Annotated in this window: 16 protein-coding genes; 10 read left to right on the top strand and 6 right to left on the bottom strand. The window is 73.0% G+C overall.

The window, feature by feature from the left end:
• Positions 1 to 34: 34 nt before the first annotated feature.
• The 7 genes from G7072_RS03445 (at position 35) to G7072_RS03415 (ending at position 7,356) form a co-directional block, all read left to right on the top strand.
• Positions 35 to 487: a gamma-glutamylcyclotransferase gene (locus G7072_RS03445; RefSeq protein WP_166084250.1), complete on the top strand. Its 453-nt coding sequence runs from the start codon at positions 35 to 37 to the stop codon at positions 485 to 487.
• A gap of 65 nt (positions 488 to 552) precedes the next feature.
• Positions 553 to 1,392, top strand: a complete 840-nt coding sequence (locus tag G7072_RS03440) for a purine-nucleoside phosphorylase (protein ID WP_166084249.1) — start codon at positions 553 to 555, stop codon at positions 1,390 to 1,392.
• A gap of 56 nt (positions 1,393 to 1,448) precedes the next feature.
• On the top strand, positions 1,449 to 2,258 hold the full coding sequence (locus G7072_RS03435) for a crotonase/enoyl-CoA hydratase family protein (protein ID WP_166084248.1): 810 nt from the start codon (positions 1,449 to 1,451) through the stop codon (positions 2,256 to 2,258).
• 88 nt (positions 2,259 to 2,346) lie between these two features.
• Positions 2,347 to 4,071, top strand: a complete 1,725-nt coding sequence (locus G7072_RS03430) for a phospho-sugar mutase (RefSeq protein ID WP_240917130.1) — start codon at positions 2,347 to 2,349, stop codon at positions 4,069 to 4,071.
• Positions 4,068 to 5,057 (top strand): deoxyribose-phosphate aldolase, encoded by a 990-nt coding sequence (deoC, locus tag G7072_RS03425; protein ID WP_240917129.1) that lies wholly within the window; start codon positions 4,068 to 4,070, stop codon positions 5,055 to 5,057. The genes G7072_RS03430 and deoC overlap by 4 nt, the downstream gene beginning before the upstream one ends.
• Positions 5,057 to 6,490, top strand: coding sequence for an aldehyde dehydrogenase family protein (locus tag G7072_RS03420; RefSeq protein WP_166084247.1), 1,434 nt, complete (start codon positions 5,057 to 5,059; stop codon positions 6,488 to 6,490). Before deoC ends, G7072_RS03420 begins: the two co-directional genes overlap by 1 nt.
• A complete protein-coding gene (locus tag G7072_RS03415) occupies positions 6,487 to 7,356 on the top strand; it encodes an aldehyde dehydrogenase family protein (protein WP_166084246.1) in 870 nt (289 codons plus the stop codon). Before G7072_RS03420 ends, G7072_RS03415 begins: the two co-directional genes overlap by 4 nt.
• 283 nt (positions 7,357 to 7,639) lie before the next feature.
• Here the strand turns inward: G7072_RS03415 and G7072_RS03410 are convergent, their stop codons facing one another.
• Both G7072_RS03410 and G7072_RS03405 read right to left on the bottom strand, forming a co-directional pair.
• Complete coding sequence (locus G7072_RS03410; protein WP_166084244.1) at positions 7,640 to 8,473, bottom strand: SIMPL domain-containing protein; 834 nt, start codon at positions 8,471 to 8,473, stop codon at positions 7,640 to 7,642.
• Positions 8,474 to 8,634: 161 nt separating this feature from the next.
• Positions 8,635 to 9,219, bottom strand: a complete 585-nt coding sequence (locus tag G7072_RS03405) for an ABC transporter substrate-binding protein (protein ID WP_166084243.1) — start codon at positions 9,217 to 9,219, stop codon at positions 8,635 to 8,637.
• Positions 9,220 to 9,471: 252 nt separating this feature from the next.
• Here G7072_RS03405 and G7072_RS03400 point away from each other — a divergent pair, with 252 nt between their 5' ends.
• Positions 9,472 to 9,615 carry a hypothetical protein gene (locus tag G7072_RS03400; protein ID WP_166084242.1) on the top strand — a complete coding sequence of 48 codons (144 nt, stop codon included), beginning with the start codon at positions 9,472 to 9,474 and terminating at the stop codon, positions 9,613 to 9,615.
• Positions 9,616 to 9,618: 3 nt separating this feature from the next.
• Here the strand turns inward: G7072_RS03400 and G7072_RS03395 are convergent, their stop codons facing one another.
• A complete protein-coding gene (locus tag G7072_RS03395; protein ID WP_166084241.1) occupies positions 9,619 to 10,710 on the bottom strand; it encodes an adenosine deaminase in 1,092 nt (363 codons plus the stop codon).
• A gap of 49 nt (positions 10,711 to 10,759) precedes the next feature.
• Between G7072_RS03395 and G7072_RS03390 the strand changes: the two genes are divergently transcribed.
• Together G7072_RS03390 and G7072_RS03385 are read left to right on the top strand one after the other, a co-directional pair.
• A complete protein-coding gene (locus G7072_RS03390) occupies positions 10,760 to 11,212 on the top strand; it encodes a MaoC family dehydratase (RefSeq protein WP_166084240.1) in 453 nt (150 codons plus the stop codon).
• A 116-nt stretch (positions 11,213 to 11,328) separates the two neighbouring features.
• Positions 11,329 to 11,790 carry a hypothetical protein gene (locus G7072_RS03385; protein ID WP_166084239.1) on the top strand — a complete coding sequence of 154 codons (462 nt, stop codon included), beginning with the start codon at positions 11,329 to 11,331 and terminating at the stop codon, positions 11,788 to 11,790.
• 12 nt (positions 11,791 to 11,802) lie between these two features.
• Here the strand turns inward: G7072_RS03385 and G7072_RS03380 are convergent, their stop codons facing one another.
• The 3 genes from G7072_RS03380 to G7072_RS03370 are packed head-to-tail and all read right to left on the bottom strand — an operon-like array spanning position 11,803 to position 14,705.
• A complete protein-coding gene (locus G7072_RS03380) occupies positions 11,803 to 13,104 on the bottom strand; it encodes a thymidine phosphorylase (RefSeq protein ID WP_166084238.1) in 1,302 nt (433 codons plus the stop codon).
• 13 nt (positions 13,105 to 13,117) lie between these two features.
• On the bottom strand, positions 13,118 to 14,290 hold the full coding sequence (locus G7072_RS03375; RefSeq protein WP_166084237.1) for a cytochrome P450: 1,173 nt from the start codon (positions 14,288 to 14,290) through the stop codon (positions 13,118 to 13,120).
• Positions 14,268 to 14,705: a cytidine deaminase gene (locus tag G7072_RS03370; RefSeq protein WP_166084236.1), complete on the bottom strand. Its 438-nt coding sequence runs from the start codon at positions 14,703 to 14,705 to the stop codon at positions 14,268 to 14,270. Before G7072_RS03370 ends, G7072_RS03375 begins: the two co-directional genes overlap by 23 nt.

Below are 14,705 nucleotides of genomic sequence, written 5' to 3'. Positions count from 1 at the left end.
CCCCTCGGGCGCGCCGGTCGCTACGCTGCGCTCCGTGACGCTGTACGCCGCCTACGGGCCCAACATGGATCCCCGCACCATGATGGAGCGGTGTCCCCACTCCCCCCTGCAGAGCACCGGGTGGTTGCAGGGGTGGCGACTGACGTTCGGCGGTGAGGAGTACGGCTGGGACGGCTCCCTGGCCACCATCGTCGAGGACCCCTTCGAGCAGGTCTTCGTCGCCGTCTTCGACGTCACCGACGAGGACGTCGCGCAGATGGACGACTGGGAGAGCGTCGCGACCGGGCTCTACCTCAAGATCCAGGTCCGCATCGCGACCATGCTGGGCGAGGTCGTCGCCTGGACCTACGTGCTCGACGCCTACGAGGGCGGCATGCCGTCGGCGTCCTACCTCGGGATCCTCGCCGACGCCGCCGAGGCCGCCGACGCCCCGGGCGACTACGTCAACGCCCTGCGACGCCGGCCCTGCCGCTCCAGCGGCCTCTGACCCCCGGCCGCGGGCCGCACCGGCCACGACGTACGGCGGGCGTCGGCTCGACTAGCCTGACGCGCATGTCCAGCACCCCCGCCACCCCCACCGACGCGCACCCGACCGACCCGACCGACCCGACCGGACTGGCCCGTGCCGCGGCCGACCGGCTGCGCGAGCTGACCGGCGTCGAGCGTCACGACGTCGCCCTGGTCATGGGGTCCGGCTGGGTGCCGGCCGCGGAGATGCTTGGCGAGGCGACGGCCGAGATCTCCAGCACCGACCTGCCCGGGTTCGTCCCGCCCGCGGTGGCGGGCCACGCCGGCACGATCCGCTCCATCCGCTCCGGCGACCGGCACCTGCTCGTGTTCCTGGGACGCACCCACCTCTACGAGGGCCTCGGGGTGCGCCCCGTCGTCCACGGCGTCCGCACCGCGGCGGCCGCCGGCTGTCGCGCCGTCGTGCTCACCAACGGCTGCGGGGGCCTCGACCCGGCCTGGGCGCCGGGCACGCCGGTCCTCATCTCCGACCACCTCAACCTGACGGCGACCAGCCCGATCGAGGGCGCGGAGTTCGTCGACCTCACCGACCTGTACTCCCCGCGGCTCCGCGAGATGTGCCGCGAGGTGGACCCGACCCTCGACGAGGGCGTCTACGTCCAGCTGCCCGGGCCGCACTACGAGACCCCGGCCGAGATCCGCATGATCCGCACCATCGGCGGCGACCTGGTCGGGATGTCGACCACGCTGGAGGCCATCGCCGCGCGCCAGGCAGGGCTCGAGGTGCTCGGCATGTCGCTGGTCACCAACGCCGCCGCCGGGATGACCGGGGAGCCGCTGAACCACGAGGAGGTCCTCGAGGCCGGACGCTCCGCCGCCACCCGCATGGGCGAGCTGCTCGCCGCGGTGCTCCCCCGCGTCTGAGGCCGCGACCCGCCAGGCGAGGGCCGTCCGGCAGGGCGGGCGCCTAGGCTGGTCCCATGACGAGCTCCAGCGCGCACAACATCACCTGCACCATCGACGACGGCGTCGCCCAGGTGTGGCTCGACCGGCCCGACAAGCTCAACGGGCTGACGCTGGACATGCTCGGCGAGCTGGTCGCGGTCTCGAAGCGGCTGCGCCAGGACCGGTCGTTGCGCGCGGTGATCCTCGCCGGCGCGGGCGAGTCCTTCAGCGCCGGCCTCGACTTCGCCTCCGCGATGCGCAACCCCGCGCGCATCGCCCGCACCTTCGTGCCCGCCCCACTGCGCGGCACCAACACCTTCCAGGAGGCCGCGTGGGGCTGGCGCCGGCTGCCGGTGCCGGTCATCGCGGCGATCAAGGGCCACTGCTACGGCGGCGGGGTGCAGCTCGCGCTCGGCGCGGACTTCCGCATCTCCACCCCCGACGCGCAGTGGTCGGTCCTCGAGGCCAAGTGGGGCCTCATCCCCGACATGTCCGGGATCCGCAGCCTGGCCGAGGTGGTCGGCATGGACACCGCCAAGCTGCTGACGATGACCGGCGACACCTTCTCGGGCGAGCAGGCCCGCGACTACGGGCTCGTCACCCAGCTCGCGGCCGACCCCCTCGTCGAGGCCGACGCGCTGGCCCAGAAGCTCAAGTCCCGGTCGCCCGACGCCATCGCCGCCGCGAAGCGGCTCTTCAACGACACCTGGACCAGCACGCCGCGCCGTACCTTCGCCCGCGAGCGCGCCGAGCAGCTCGCGCTCCTGGTCAACGCCAACACCCGCATCGCCCGCGAGGCGGCCTTCCGCCGCGAGACCCCGGTCTTCACCGCGCGCAAGCGCTGACACTCCCGCGCCGGCCCTACTGGCGTCTGGCGCCGGCACGACCGACGTCTCGCGGGGAGGGGGTGGGCGGGGTCTAGATTGGTCTGCCGTGACCGACCAGCCGACCGCCGTGGCCCCGCAGCACCCCGACGACCTGCTCGACCGGGCCCGCCGCTGGGCCGCCGAGGACCCGGACGCCGAGACCCGGGCCGAGCTGGAGGCGCTGACCGACGCCGCTGCTCGCGACGGCGACGCCGCCGAGGCAGCCCGCGCCGACCTGGCCGACCGGTTCTCCGGGACGCTGGAGTTCGGCACCGCCGGGCTCCGCGGCGCCCTGGGCGCCGGCCCGATGCGCATGAACCGGGTCGTGGTCACCCGCGCGGCGGCCGGGCTGGCGGCCTACCTGCGCGACACGGGCAGCGCCCCCGGCTCCTCCGTCGTCATCGGGTACGACGCCCGCCGCAACTCCGACGTCTTCGCCCGCGACACCGCCGAGGTGATGACGGGGGCCGGCTTCCGGGCGCTCGTCCTGCCCGAGCCGCTGCCCACGCCCGTGCTGGCCTTCGCGATCCGCCACCTCGGCGCGGTCGCCGGCGTGATGGTCACCGCGAGCCACAACCCGCCGCAGGACAACGGCTACAAGGTCTACCTCGGCGACGGTAGCCAGATCGTGCCGCCCGCCGACGCCGGCATCGCCGAGCGCATCGCGGCGGTCGGACCGCTGGCGGACGTGCCGCGCGGTGACGCCGGCGAGAGGCTCGACGACTCCGTCGTCGGCGCGTACGTCGACGCCGTCGCCTCCCTGCTCGACCCGGCCGGTCCGCGGGAGGTCGTGTCGGTCTACACCCCGCTGCACGGGGTCGGCGGTGCGATCCAGCGCCGCGTCCTCGAGGCCACCGGTTTCACCCGCCCGCACGCGGTCGACGAGCAGGCCGAGCCCGACCCGGACTTCCCGACCGTGGCCTTCCCCAACCCCGAGGAGCCGGGCGCCATGGACCTGGCGCTGGCCCTCGCCGAGCAGCAGCGCGCCGACCTGATCGTCGCCCACGACCCCGACGCCGACCGGTGCGCGGTGGGCGTGCCCACCCCCGACAGCCCGCACCCGTGGCGGATGCTGCGCGGCGACGAGCTGGGCGCGCTGCTCGGCGACCACCTGGCGCGGTCGGGCCGTGAGGGCGTCTACGCCGCGTCGATCGTGTCCTCCAGCCTGCTGGGCAGGATCGCCGCCGACGCGGGCCAGCCCTACGAGCAGACGCTGACCGGGTTCAAGTGGATCGGGCGGGTGCCGGGCCTGGCGTTCGGCTACGAGGAGGCGCTCGGCTACTGCGTGGCCCCGCATGTCGCGGCCGACAAGGACGGCATCTCCGCCGGGCTGCTGGTCCTCGACCTCGCCGCACGTCTGAAGGCTGACGGGCTGACCCTGCTGGACCGGCTCGACGAGATCGCGCGGCGGCACGGGCTGCACGCCACCGACCAGCTGAGCGTGCGCGTCAGCGACCTGTCTCTCATCGGCGCCGCGATGGCGCGCCTGCGAGCGACGCCCCCCGACGCCCTCGGCGGGCTCGCCGTGGAGCGCGTCGACGACCTGACCCGCCCCTCCGACGGGCTGCCTCCCACCGACGGTCTCCGGTTCGCCCTCGCCGACGGTGCCCGGGTCGTCGTACGCCCCTCGGGGACCGAGCCGAAGCTCAAGTGCTACCTCGAGGTCGTCGTCGCCGTGGAGGCCGACGTGGAGGACGGGGTGGAGGCCGCGCGCATCTCCGCCGCGGGACGACTGGACGCGATCCGTGGCGATTTGGCCGGTTCTCTGGGGCTTGAGACACTGACCCCATGACCGCCCTCACCCGCACGTCCGAGGGGCCAGCCCGAGACGGTGGCATGGACCCGTCGGCCATCCGCGAGGTGACCGCCTCCGACGCCGCCCTGCGCCGCTTCCTGCACGGACTTCCCGGGGTCGACCAGGTCGGCGCCGAGGCCCGCGCCGCGATGCTCGGCACCCGCTCGATCAAGACCACCGCCAAGGCCCAGGCGCTCGACCTCGCCATCCGCATGGTCGACCTGACCACGCTCGAGGGCTCCGACACCCCCGGCAAGGTCCGCGCGCTCGCCAACAAGGCGATGCGCCCCGACCCGACCGACGCGACGTGCCCGGCCGCGGCGGCCGTCTGCGTCTACCCCGACATGGTGCCGGTCGCGAAGGAGACCCTCGGCGGCTCCGGCGTCCACATCGCTGCCGTCGCCACCGCCTTCCCCAGCGGCCGCGCCGCCATGGACATCAAGCTGGCCGACACCCGCGACGCCGTCGAGGCCGGGGCCGACGAGATCGACATGGTCATCGACCGCGGCGCGTTCCTCTCGGGCCGCTACCTGCAGGTCTTCGAGGAGATCGCCCAGGTCCGCGAGGCGTGTGGGGACGCGCACCTCAAAGTGATCTTCGAGACCGGCGAGCTGCAGACCTACGACAACGTCCGCCGGGTCTCCTGGCTGGCGATGATGGCCGGCGCCCACTTCATCAAGACCTCCACCGGCAAGATCCAGCCGGCGGCCACGCTCCCGGTGACCCTGGTGATGCTCGAGGCCGTGCGCGACTACCGCGAGGCCACCGGCCGCATGGTCGGGGTCAAGCCCGCCGGTGGCATCCGCGCCTCCAAGGACGCGATCAAGTACCTCGTCACCGTCAACGAGGTCGCCGGACCCGACTGGCTGGACCCCGACTGGTTCCGCTTCGGCGCCTCCACGCTGCTCAACGACCTGCTGATGCAGCGCAGCAAGCTGACCACCGGCCGCTACTCCGGCCCCGACTACGTCACGGTGGACTGATGGTCTCCTTCGACTACGCCCCTGCCCCCGAGTCGACCTCGATCGTCGACATCAAGTCCTCCTACGGACTGTTCATCGACGGCGAGTTCACCGACCCCGCGGCCGGTGGCTCCTTCAAGACGATCAGCCCGTCGACCGAGGAGGTGCTGGCCGAGGTCGCCGAGGCCGACGAGTCCGACGTCGACCGCGCCGTCAAGGCCGCCCGCCGCGCCCACACCCGGGTCTGGTCGCGCCTGAGCGGCCGCGAGCGCGGGAAGTACCTCTTCCGCATCGCCCGCATCATCCAGGAGCGCTCCCGCGAGCTCGCTGTGCTCGAGTCGATCGACAACGGCAAGCCGATCCGCGAGTCCCGCGACGTCGACGTCCCCCAGGTCGCGGCGAACTTCTTCTACTACGCCGGCTGGGCCGACAAGCTCGAGTACGCCGTCGCCGGTCGCGCGCCGGCCTCCCTCGGCGTCGCGGGCCAGGTCATCCCGTGGAACTTCCCGCTGCTCATGCTGGCCTGGAAGGTCGCCCCGGCACTGGCCGCCGGCAACACCGTGGTCCTCAAGCCCGCCGAGACCACGCCGCTGACCGCGCTGCTGTTCGCCGAGATCTGCCAGCAGGCCGACCTGCCCCCGGGCGTGGTCAACATCGTGACCGGTGCCGGGGACACCGGCCGCGCGGTCGTCGCGCACCCGGACGTCGACAAGGTCGCCTTCACCGGCTCCACCGAGGTCGGCCGCTCGATCGCCCGCTCGGTGGCCGGCACCGACAAGAAGGTGACCCTCGAGCTCGGCGGCAAGGCCGCCAACATCGTGCTCGACGACGCCCCGATCGACCAGGCCGTCGAGGGCATCGTCAACGGCATCTTCTTCAACCAGGGCCACGTCTGCTGCGCCGGCTCGCGCCTGCTGGTGCAGGAGTCGGTCGCCGACGAGGTGCTCGAGCGCCTGAAGCGCCGGATGTCGACGCTGCGGGTCGGCGACCCGCTCGACAAGAACACCGACGTCGGCGCCATCAACTCCGGCGAGCAGCTCGCCAAGATCCGCGAGCTCGCCGCCGTCGGTGAGTCCGAGGGCGCCGCTGGCTGGTCGCCGCCCTGCGACCTGCCCGCCCAGGGCTTCTGGTTCCCCCCCACCGTGTTCACCGGGGTGACCCAGGCGCACCGCATCGCCCGCGAGGAGATCTTCGGCCCCGTGCTGTCGGTGCTGACCTTCCGCACCCCGAGCGAGGCGGTCGATAAGGCCAACAACACGCCCTTCGGTCTCTCGGCCGGCATCTGGAGCGACAAGGGCTCGCGCATCCTGTGGATGGCCGACCAGCTGCGCGCCGGCGTGGTGTGGGCCAACACGTTCAACAAGTTCGACCCTGCCTCGCCGTTCGGCGGCTACAAGGAGTCCGGCTACGGCCGCGAGGGCGGTCGGCACGGTCTGGAGGGTTACCTCAGGTGAGTCGCATCGACGTCCGCAAGACCTACAAGCTGAGCATCGGCGGGGCCTTCCCCCGCTCGGAGTCCGGTCGCACCTACGAGGTCACCGACGCGAAGGGCGCCTTCTGGGCCAACGCGTCGGCGGCCTCGCGCAAGGACGCCCGCGACGCCGTCGTGGCGGCCCGTTCGGCCTTCAAGGGCTGGAGCACGCGCACGCCGTACAACCGGGGTCAGGTGCTCTACCGGGTGGCCGAGGTCCTCGAGGGTCGCCGTGCCCAGTTCGTCGACGAGGTGCAGCGCTCCGAGGGCGCGACCAAGCGGCAGGCCGAGGCCACGGTCGACACGGCTGTCGACCGCCTGGTCTGGTACGCCGGCTGGGCCGACAAGGTCGCCCAGGTCGTGGGCGGCACCAACCCCGTCGCGGCGCCGTTCTTCAACTTCTCGGTGCCCGAGCCGACCGGCGTGGTCGCTGTGTCCGCGCCGCAGGGCTCGTCGTTGCTCGGCCTGGTCAGCGTGGTCGCGCCCGTCATCACCACGGGCAGCACCTGCGTCGTCGCCTCCTCGGTCGAGCGGCCCCTGCCGGCGATCACGCTGGCCGAGGTGCTGGCCACCTCCGACGTGCCCGGTGGCGTCGTCAATGTGCTGACCGGCACGCTGCGCGACACGCTCCCCACACTGGCCTCGCACCGCGACGTCAACGCCCTCGACCTGACCGGCACCGCCGGTGACGCCGAGCTGGCCGCCGAGCTCGAGGAGCTCGCCGCCGACAACCTCAAGCGCGTGCGTCGCGGCGGTGGTGCCGAGGAGGACTGGACCCTCGATCCCGGTCTCGACCGGCTGACCTGGACCCTCGAGACGAAGACGGTCTGGCACCCGATCGGCCGCTGACCCTGAGCCCCCGGCGCAAGCAGCACATGCAGCGCAAGCAGCACAAGCAGCACATGTAACGCGGGGTTATGGACGCCGCGCATGGCGCCCACGGCTTGCGAGGCGTCCATAACCCCGCGTTACATGCGGGTCCACCCTCGCCCCACCAGCGGGTCCCCCCTCGGGTTACATGAGCGGGTCCACCCTCGGGTTACATGTCCGGGTCCACCCTCGCGTCACATGCGGGTTCGACCCCACGTCGTCGGCTGGTACGGCGAGCGGTGCTCGCGCCGGGCGGCCGCGCTCAGTCCGCGGCGGGCACCAGCTGCCACACGATCGAGACGTTGACGGCCAGGTCCTCGCGGCCGGCGCGGATCGGCACGGCCATGTTGGCGCCGGCGCTGTCGGCGGCCATGCGGGCCAGCTCGTAGCCGCGAACCTGGTCCCGGGTGGCGGCGACCGCCTCGCGGCCCTCCGTCAGGGTCAGCACCGTGCCGAGCTCCTGGCCGGTCGCGGCGGCGTACTGCTCGGCCTTGGCGGTGGCGGCCTCGACCGCGGCGTCGCGCGCCGTCGCCAGGAGCGCGTCCTTGTCGCCGATGCGCAGACCGATGCCGGAGACCCGGACGGCATTGCCGCCGGTGCGGGTGGCGGTCGAGATGGCCTCCCCGCCGTCGCCGAGGTCCCGCACGAGCACCGACACCGACTGGTTGACCCGGTAACCGGTCAGCACCGGCGGCCGGTAGTCGACGTAGTCGTAGACCGGGTCCACCGACAGGCCGGTGGACTGCACGTCCTTGCGCTCGACCCCGGCCCGCTCCAGCGCCGCCAGGACACGGCCCATCGTCCTGGACGCCGCGTCCATCGCGGCCGGGACGGTGGGCTCCTTTCGAGTCACCGCGACACGAAAGGCGAGCTGGTGCGGCACGCCGACCGCCTCGCCCTCCCCCGTCATGGTGAGGGTGCCGGGCACCTGACCGCGGGCGAGGTCGCGCGCCGAGGCCGTGGCAGCGGCCGGGACCGGCGTGGCGGCAGCCTCGGTCGAGCCGGCACCACCCAGCAGGTACGCCGCGACCACCACGAGCAGGACGAGGACGGCGGCGACGAGCGCCCTGAGGCTGACGGTCACGGAGGTGTTCATCGACTTCTCTCCCGGTTCGGGGGCCGCCGGCTGCGACCCTCACCTCCGACGCACGCGGCCCGTTGCCGGTTCCCGCGGCCCGGGCCCGGGCAGGACGAAGCCCCCGGATCGGGGGTGAGTCCGGGGGCTTCGTCAGTCTGGTGCAGTGGTGCGGTGGGCGGTCAGAGGCGCAGGATCGCCAGGATCGCGTTGAGGATGTTGGAGATCTCCCCGAGCAGTCCAGGCAGTCCACCATCCAGCAGGCCGGCCACCGCGCACAAGAGGTTGCCGAGCAGGTTGCCGGCACCGCTGACGGCGATGATGTCGAGCACGACCGTGTCGAGCGAGACCTGCAGGCCCAGGAGGTTCAGGTCCAGGGGTCCGAGCACCAGGTTGAGCACGTCGCACTCGGCGGCCTGCGCCGCCGCCCGTGCCCCGGCCGCAGCCGGTGCCGCGCCGAGCGCGGCGCCGTTGGCCGAGACCACCTCGGTGCGCACCCGCTGCCTGTCGACGCCCTCGACCTTGCCGGAGGCCCGCGTGAGCTTGGCCTTCACGACGCCGGCGACCATCATCACGCCGTCGTCGTTGACGAAGAAGCGCTTGGGCGTGAAGGTCCCGGTGGCGGTGCCCGCGGCACCGAAGGTGCCGGTGACCAGCGACCTCGCCTTGCCGAACTCGTTCTTCATGACCACCTGGGTGGTCGGGGCGGCAGCCCGCTCGGCGGTCGAGACCGCCGCCGCGTTCGCCGGTGCCGCCGTCGGCACCATCAGTGCAGCGGACAGCGCGCCCACCATCGCAGAGGCCAGACGGCCCCTCCTCGAGATTCGAATCATGACTCCCTTTCCGCGCAACGGCCCTCCCGTTGTCTGGGCTAGACCTCCCCGGGGTGAAGTCGGACAAACTGGACACAGACGTGCTCAGACCTGGTATGCCGACGCGTGACCTGGCTCACAGGCCGCTCACCTGCACAAACACCGGATGGCCCGAACGCGTCATGGTCTAGACCACCCGACCGCCTCATGGGGGTCGCCCAACCGTCCACCCGTCGGTGGCCGAACGAACCAGGGCCGTGGCGACCCGAGGCCAGCGCCACCGGGGCGCTCGCGATCCTCGACCGGGCCTACGAGCAGTTCGTCGACGCCCTCGTCGTCCCCCCGGCGTGAGGCTCAGGCACCGAGCTCGGCGTACCGGGGCTTGATGACGCCCTCGATGAGCTCGAGCCGCTGGTCGAAGTGCAGGAACGCCGACTTCATCGCGTTGACGGTGAACCAGCGCAGGTCGGCGGCGCCGTACCCGAACGCGTCGACCAGCTTCTGCAGCTCCCCGCCCTGCGAGGTGCCGCTCATCAGCCGGTTGTCGGTGTTGACCGTGACCCGGAAGCGCAGCCGGGTCAGCAGGCCGATCGGGTGCTCGGCGATCGACGTGGCCGCCCCGGTCTGCAGGTTCGACGTCGGGCACATCTCCAGCGGGATCCGCTTGTCGCGCACGTACGCCGCGAGGCGCCCCAGGTGCGGCTGCCCGTCCTCGTCGACCGTGATGTCGTCGATGATGCGTACGCCGTGCCCGAGGCGGTCCGCGCCGCACCACTGCAGGGCCTGCCAGATCGACGGCGTGCCGAAGGCCTCGCCCGCGTGGATGGTGAAGTGCGCATTCTCGCGCTGGAGGTACTCGAAGGCGTCGAGGTGACGCGTGGGCGGGTAGCCCGCCTCCGCGCCCGCGATGTCGAAGCCGACCACCCCGCGGTCGCGGTTGGCGACCATCAGCTCGGCGATCTCGCGCGAGCGGGCCTGGTGACGCATCGCGGTGACCAGCTGGCGCGCCACGATCGGACGGCCCGCGTCGCGCGCCTCGGCCTCGCCCTCGGCGAAGCCCTCCCGGACGGCGTCCACGACGTCCTGCAGCTCCAGGCCGCCCCCGAGGTGCTGCTCGGGGGCGTAGCGCACCTCGGCGTAGACGACGCCGTCGGCGGCCAGGTCCAGCACGCACTCGCGCGCGACCCGGCGGACGTCCTGCTCGCGCTGCATCACCGCGACGGTGTGGTCGAAGGTCTCGAGGTAGCGCGGCAGCGAGCCGGAGTCGCAGGCCTCGACGAACCAGGCTCCGAGGCTCTCGGGGGTGTCGGCGCCGGGTGGGAGCTCGTGGCCGATCTCGTCGGCGATCTCGAGGATGGTCCGCGGCCGCAGCCCGCCGTCCAGGTGGTCGTGCAGCAGCACCTTGGGAGCACGCGCGACGAGGTCGGGTCGGCTAGGTTCGGTCACGGTCCCATCGAAGCAGAGGCTTCACCACGACGCACCTCAAGGAGCACCCATGCGCAGCTTCACCTCGGTCGAGGAGCTGGAGAACGCCACCGGCGAGGAGATCGGTCCCTCCGACTGGATCACCGTCGACCAGGAGCGTGTCAACGCCTTCGCCGACGCCACCGGTGACCACCAGTGGATCCACGTCGACGTCGAGCGCGCGAAGGACAGCCCCTTCGGCGGCACCATCGTCCACGGCTACCTCACCCTCTCGCTGCTCCCCCTCTTCACCAGCGAGCTGTTCACCCTCGACACCCCCGGCGCCAAGCTGAACTACGGCACCAACAAGGTCCGCTTCCCCGCTCCCCTTCCGGTCGGCTCGAAGGTGCGCGCCACCGCCACCATCGCCGAGGTCAGCGAGACCAAGGCCGGAACCCAGCTGGTCACGCGGTACACGATCGAGACCGAGGGCTCCGACAAGCCCGCCTGCGTCGCCGAGACGGTCGTCCTGCTGCTGTCCTGAGGCTCCCGCGGGTCGGCTAGACCGTCGGGAATTCGGCTGGACGGCCCGGGGCGGACGGAGGAGCGTCGGAACCACCATCCGCGAGACGCTCGGATCTCTGGCCCGAGGAGCGACCCGTGAACCGATCCCTCATCACCGTCGCCGGCGTGCTGCTGGCCTCCCTCTCCGCCGCCCTGGCGGCGCCACCGGCCGGAGCCGCCGGCGCCCGGACGACGTTCGTCATCGACACCCAGTTCGTCCCCGGACCGAGCGCGATCGTCTCGGCGACCGGACCCCTGAGCTCGTGCACGTCCGCGCTCGACCTCGAGGGCGACGGCGTGGAGACGGGTCCCCGCACGGTGCTCTTCTCCGGGGTCAAGCTGCTGCAGTGCGGGTCGGAGACCGTCACGGTCTCCTACGAGGCCAGCATCAACCTCGCCACCGGGCGTCGTACGTCGGGCACGTGGCAGGTCGTCGACTCGACCCTCGCCGGGGTGGAGAGCGGAGGCGGGCAGGTCAAGGGCGACGCCGCCCGGTGCACGATCCAGGCCGGCTCCGACGGCTGCATCCTGGACACCTTCCGGGGCAGCGTCTCCTGACGCGACCGCCGGTCAGCGAGCGGTGACGCGGTCGATGACGAGCGGCGCCGGGCGGTAGGCCGGCCCGCCGTCGTCGGCGGTGATGTCGAAGCCACCCTCGAGCGAGGCCAGCGCACGGGCGAAGCGCGGCTCGTCGTCGGTGTGGAGCGTCAGCAGCGGCTGGCCCTCGGTCACGCTCTCGCCCGGGCGGGCGTGGATCTCTACGCCGGCACCGGCCTGCACCGGCTCGCCCTGGGAGGCCCGGCCGGCGCCGAGGCGCCAGGCCGCCAGGCCCACGGCCATCGCGTCCAGCCGGGTGACCACCCCGCTGGCGGGTGCCGTGACCACCTGGGTATGGCGGGCGGTCGGGAGCTCCGCGGACGGGTCGCCGCCCTGGGCGCTGATCATCGCCCGCCAGGCGTCCATGGCCGAGCCGTCGGCCAGCTTGTCGGCGGGGTCGACGTCGTCGCGACCGGCCCCGGCGAGCATCTCGCGGGCCAGCGCGAGGGTGAGCTCGACGACGTCCTCGGGGCCGCCACCGGCGAGCACCTCGACGGACTCGCGGACCTCCAGCGCGTTGCCGGCGGTGCGGCCCAGCGGCGTGGACATGTCGGTCAGCAGCGCCACCGTGCGCACCCCGGCGTCCGTGCCCAGCGCCACCATCGTCTCGGCCAGCTCGCGGGCCCGGGCCTCGTCCTTCATGAAGGCACCGGTGCCGACCTTGACGTCCAGGACCAGCGAGCCGGTGCCCTCGGCGATCTTCTTGCTCATGATCGAGCTGGCGATCAGCGGGATCGCCTCGACCGTGCCCGTGACGTCCCGCAGCGCGTAGAGCTTCTTGTCGGCCGGGGCCAGCCCGGAGCCGGCCGCGCAGATGACGGCGCCGACGTCCTCCAGCTGGCGCATCATCTCCTCGTTGGACAGCGAGGCCCGCCAGCCGGGGACGGCCTCGAGCTTGTCCAGGGTGCCGCCGGTGTGCCCGAGGCCGCGCCCCGACAGCTGCGGCACCGCGACGCCGCACGCCGCGACGAGGGGCGCCAGGGGCAGCGTGATCTTGTCGCCGACGCCGCCGGTGGAGTGCTTGTCGGCGGTGGGACGCGACAGCGCGGAGAAGTCCATGCGCTCGCCCGAGGCGATCATAGCGGCGGTCCAGCGCACGATCTCCTCGCGCGACATCCCGTTGAGCAGGATCGCCATCGCCAGCGCGGCCATCTGCTCGTCGGCCACCACCCCGCGGGTGTAGGCGTCCACCACCCAGTCGATCTGCGGGTCGCTGAGCACCCCGCCGTCACGCTTGGTGATGATCACCTCGACCGCGTCGAACGCCTCTCCCATGGGGCTCACCCTGTCACACGCCGGACACCGGGACGGCCCGGTGCCCCCGCAGCACGAACGTCCCGCGCGAGACCGGGTCCCCGGCCGGGCGCAGCCGTGGGAAGCGGTCCAGCAGGGCGGTCAGCGACTCGGCCAGCTCCATGCGCGCCAGCGGCGCCCCGAGGCAGAAGTGCACCCCGACGCCGAACGCCAGGTGCGGGTTCGGGTCGCGATCGACGACGAAGGTGTCGGCGTCGCCGAAGACCGCCGGGTCGCGGTTGGCCGCGCCCAGGAGCGCGGCGATCCGCTCCCCCGGCGCCACGGTCACCCCGCCGACCTCGACCGCCTCCGTCGCGGTCCGCTCGAAGAGCTGCAGCGCCGAGTCGAAGCGCAGCATCTCCTCCACCGCGAGGGGTACGGCGTCCGCGGCCGGGCGCGCGCCCGCCCGCAGCATCGCCACCAGCCCGTTGCCGAGCACGTTGACCGACGCCTCGTGACCGGCGTTGAGCAGCAGCACCACCGACGCCACGATCTCGTCGTCGCTGAGCCCGCCGGGCTCGTCGGCCGGACGCACGGCGAGGTCGGAGACCAGGTCGTCGGTCGGCCGCTCCCGCCGCTCGGCGACCAGGGCGCGCACGTAGGCGGCGAAGTCGTCGGCCGCCGAGACGGCCGCGGCCACCACCCCCGACGAGGGGGCGGGCTCGTACATCCGCACGATCGCCTGCGACCAGTCGCGCAGCGAGGTCACGCGGTCGTCGGGCACCCCGAGCAGCTCGGCGATCACGAGCACCGGCAACGGCTCGGCGTACTCCGCGACGACGTCGAAGCCGGCGGGGTCGACCGCGTCGAGCAGTCCGGCGGCGATCGACCGCACCCGGGGCCGCAGCCGCTCGACGTGTCCCCGGTTGAAGGCGGCCGCCACGGGACGGCGCAGCCGGGTGTGGGCGGGCGGCTCGTTCTCCATCATCTGGTTGCGGTGGAGGAGGTTGAACGGCTCGAGGTACGCCGCCGGCTCGCGGTCGCTCCAGAGCCGTCCGAGCCGGCGGTCCCGCTGCACGGCCGCTGCGGAGGGGTGGTCGAAGGTCAGCCAGCGCTGCGTCGCCTCGTGCCAGGCCACCGGGTGCCGCGCCCGCTCGACCGCGAGGTGCGGGTAGGGGTCGGCGACGACGTCCGGGTCGGTCAGGTCAAGCGTGGTGGTCGGACGCACCGGTCTCTCCTGACACCGCGTCCAGCGCGTCCGGGCCGAAGGCGTCCGGCAGCATGTCGGCCATCGTCACCACGCCCCGGCCCAGCATCAGCTGCAGGTCGGGGCCGCCGTTCTCGAAGAGCAGCTGGCGGCACCGCCCGCACGGCATCAGCAGCTCGCCGCGGCCGTCGACGCACACGAAGTGCGTGAGCAGTCCGCCGCCGCTGAGGTGCAGCGCCGACACCAGCCCGCACTCCGCGCACAGCCCGAGGCCGTAGGAGGCGTTCTCCACGTTGCAGCCGGTCACCACCCGGCCGTCGTCGACCAGGGCCGCCGCGCCCACCGGGAAGCGCGAGTACGGCGCGTAGGCGTGCGTCATGGCGCCGGTCGCCGCCGCGGTGAGGGCGTGCCAGTCGACGCCGCGCTTCGACGCCAC

Origin of the sequence: Nocardioides sp. HDW12B, from assembly GCF_011299595.1 — a bacterium.
GTDB lineage: Bacteria > Actinomycetota > Actinomycetes > Propionibacteriales > Nocardioidaceae > Marmoricola_A.
Note: the sequence above shows the minus strand (reverse complement) of the source record. Positions and strands in the feature narration are given on the sequence as shown.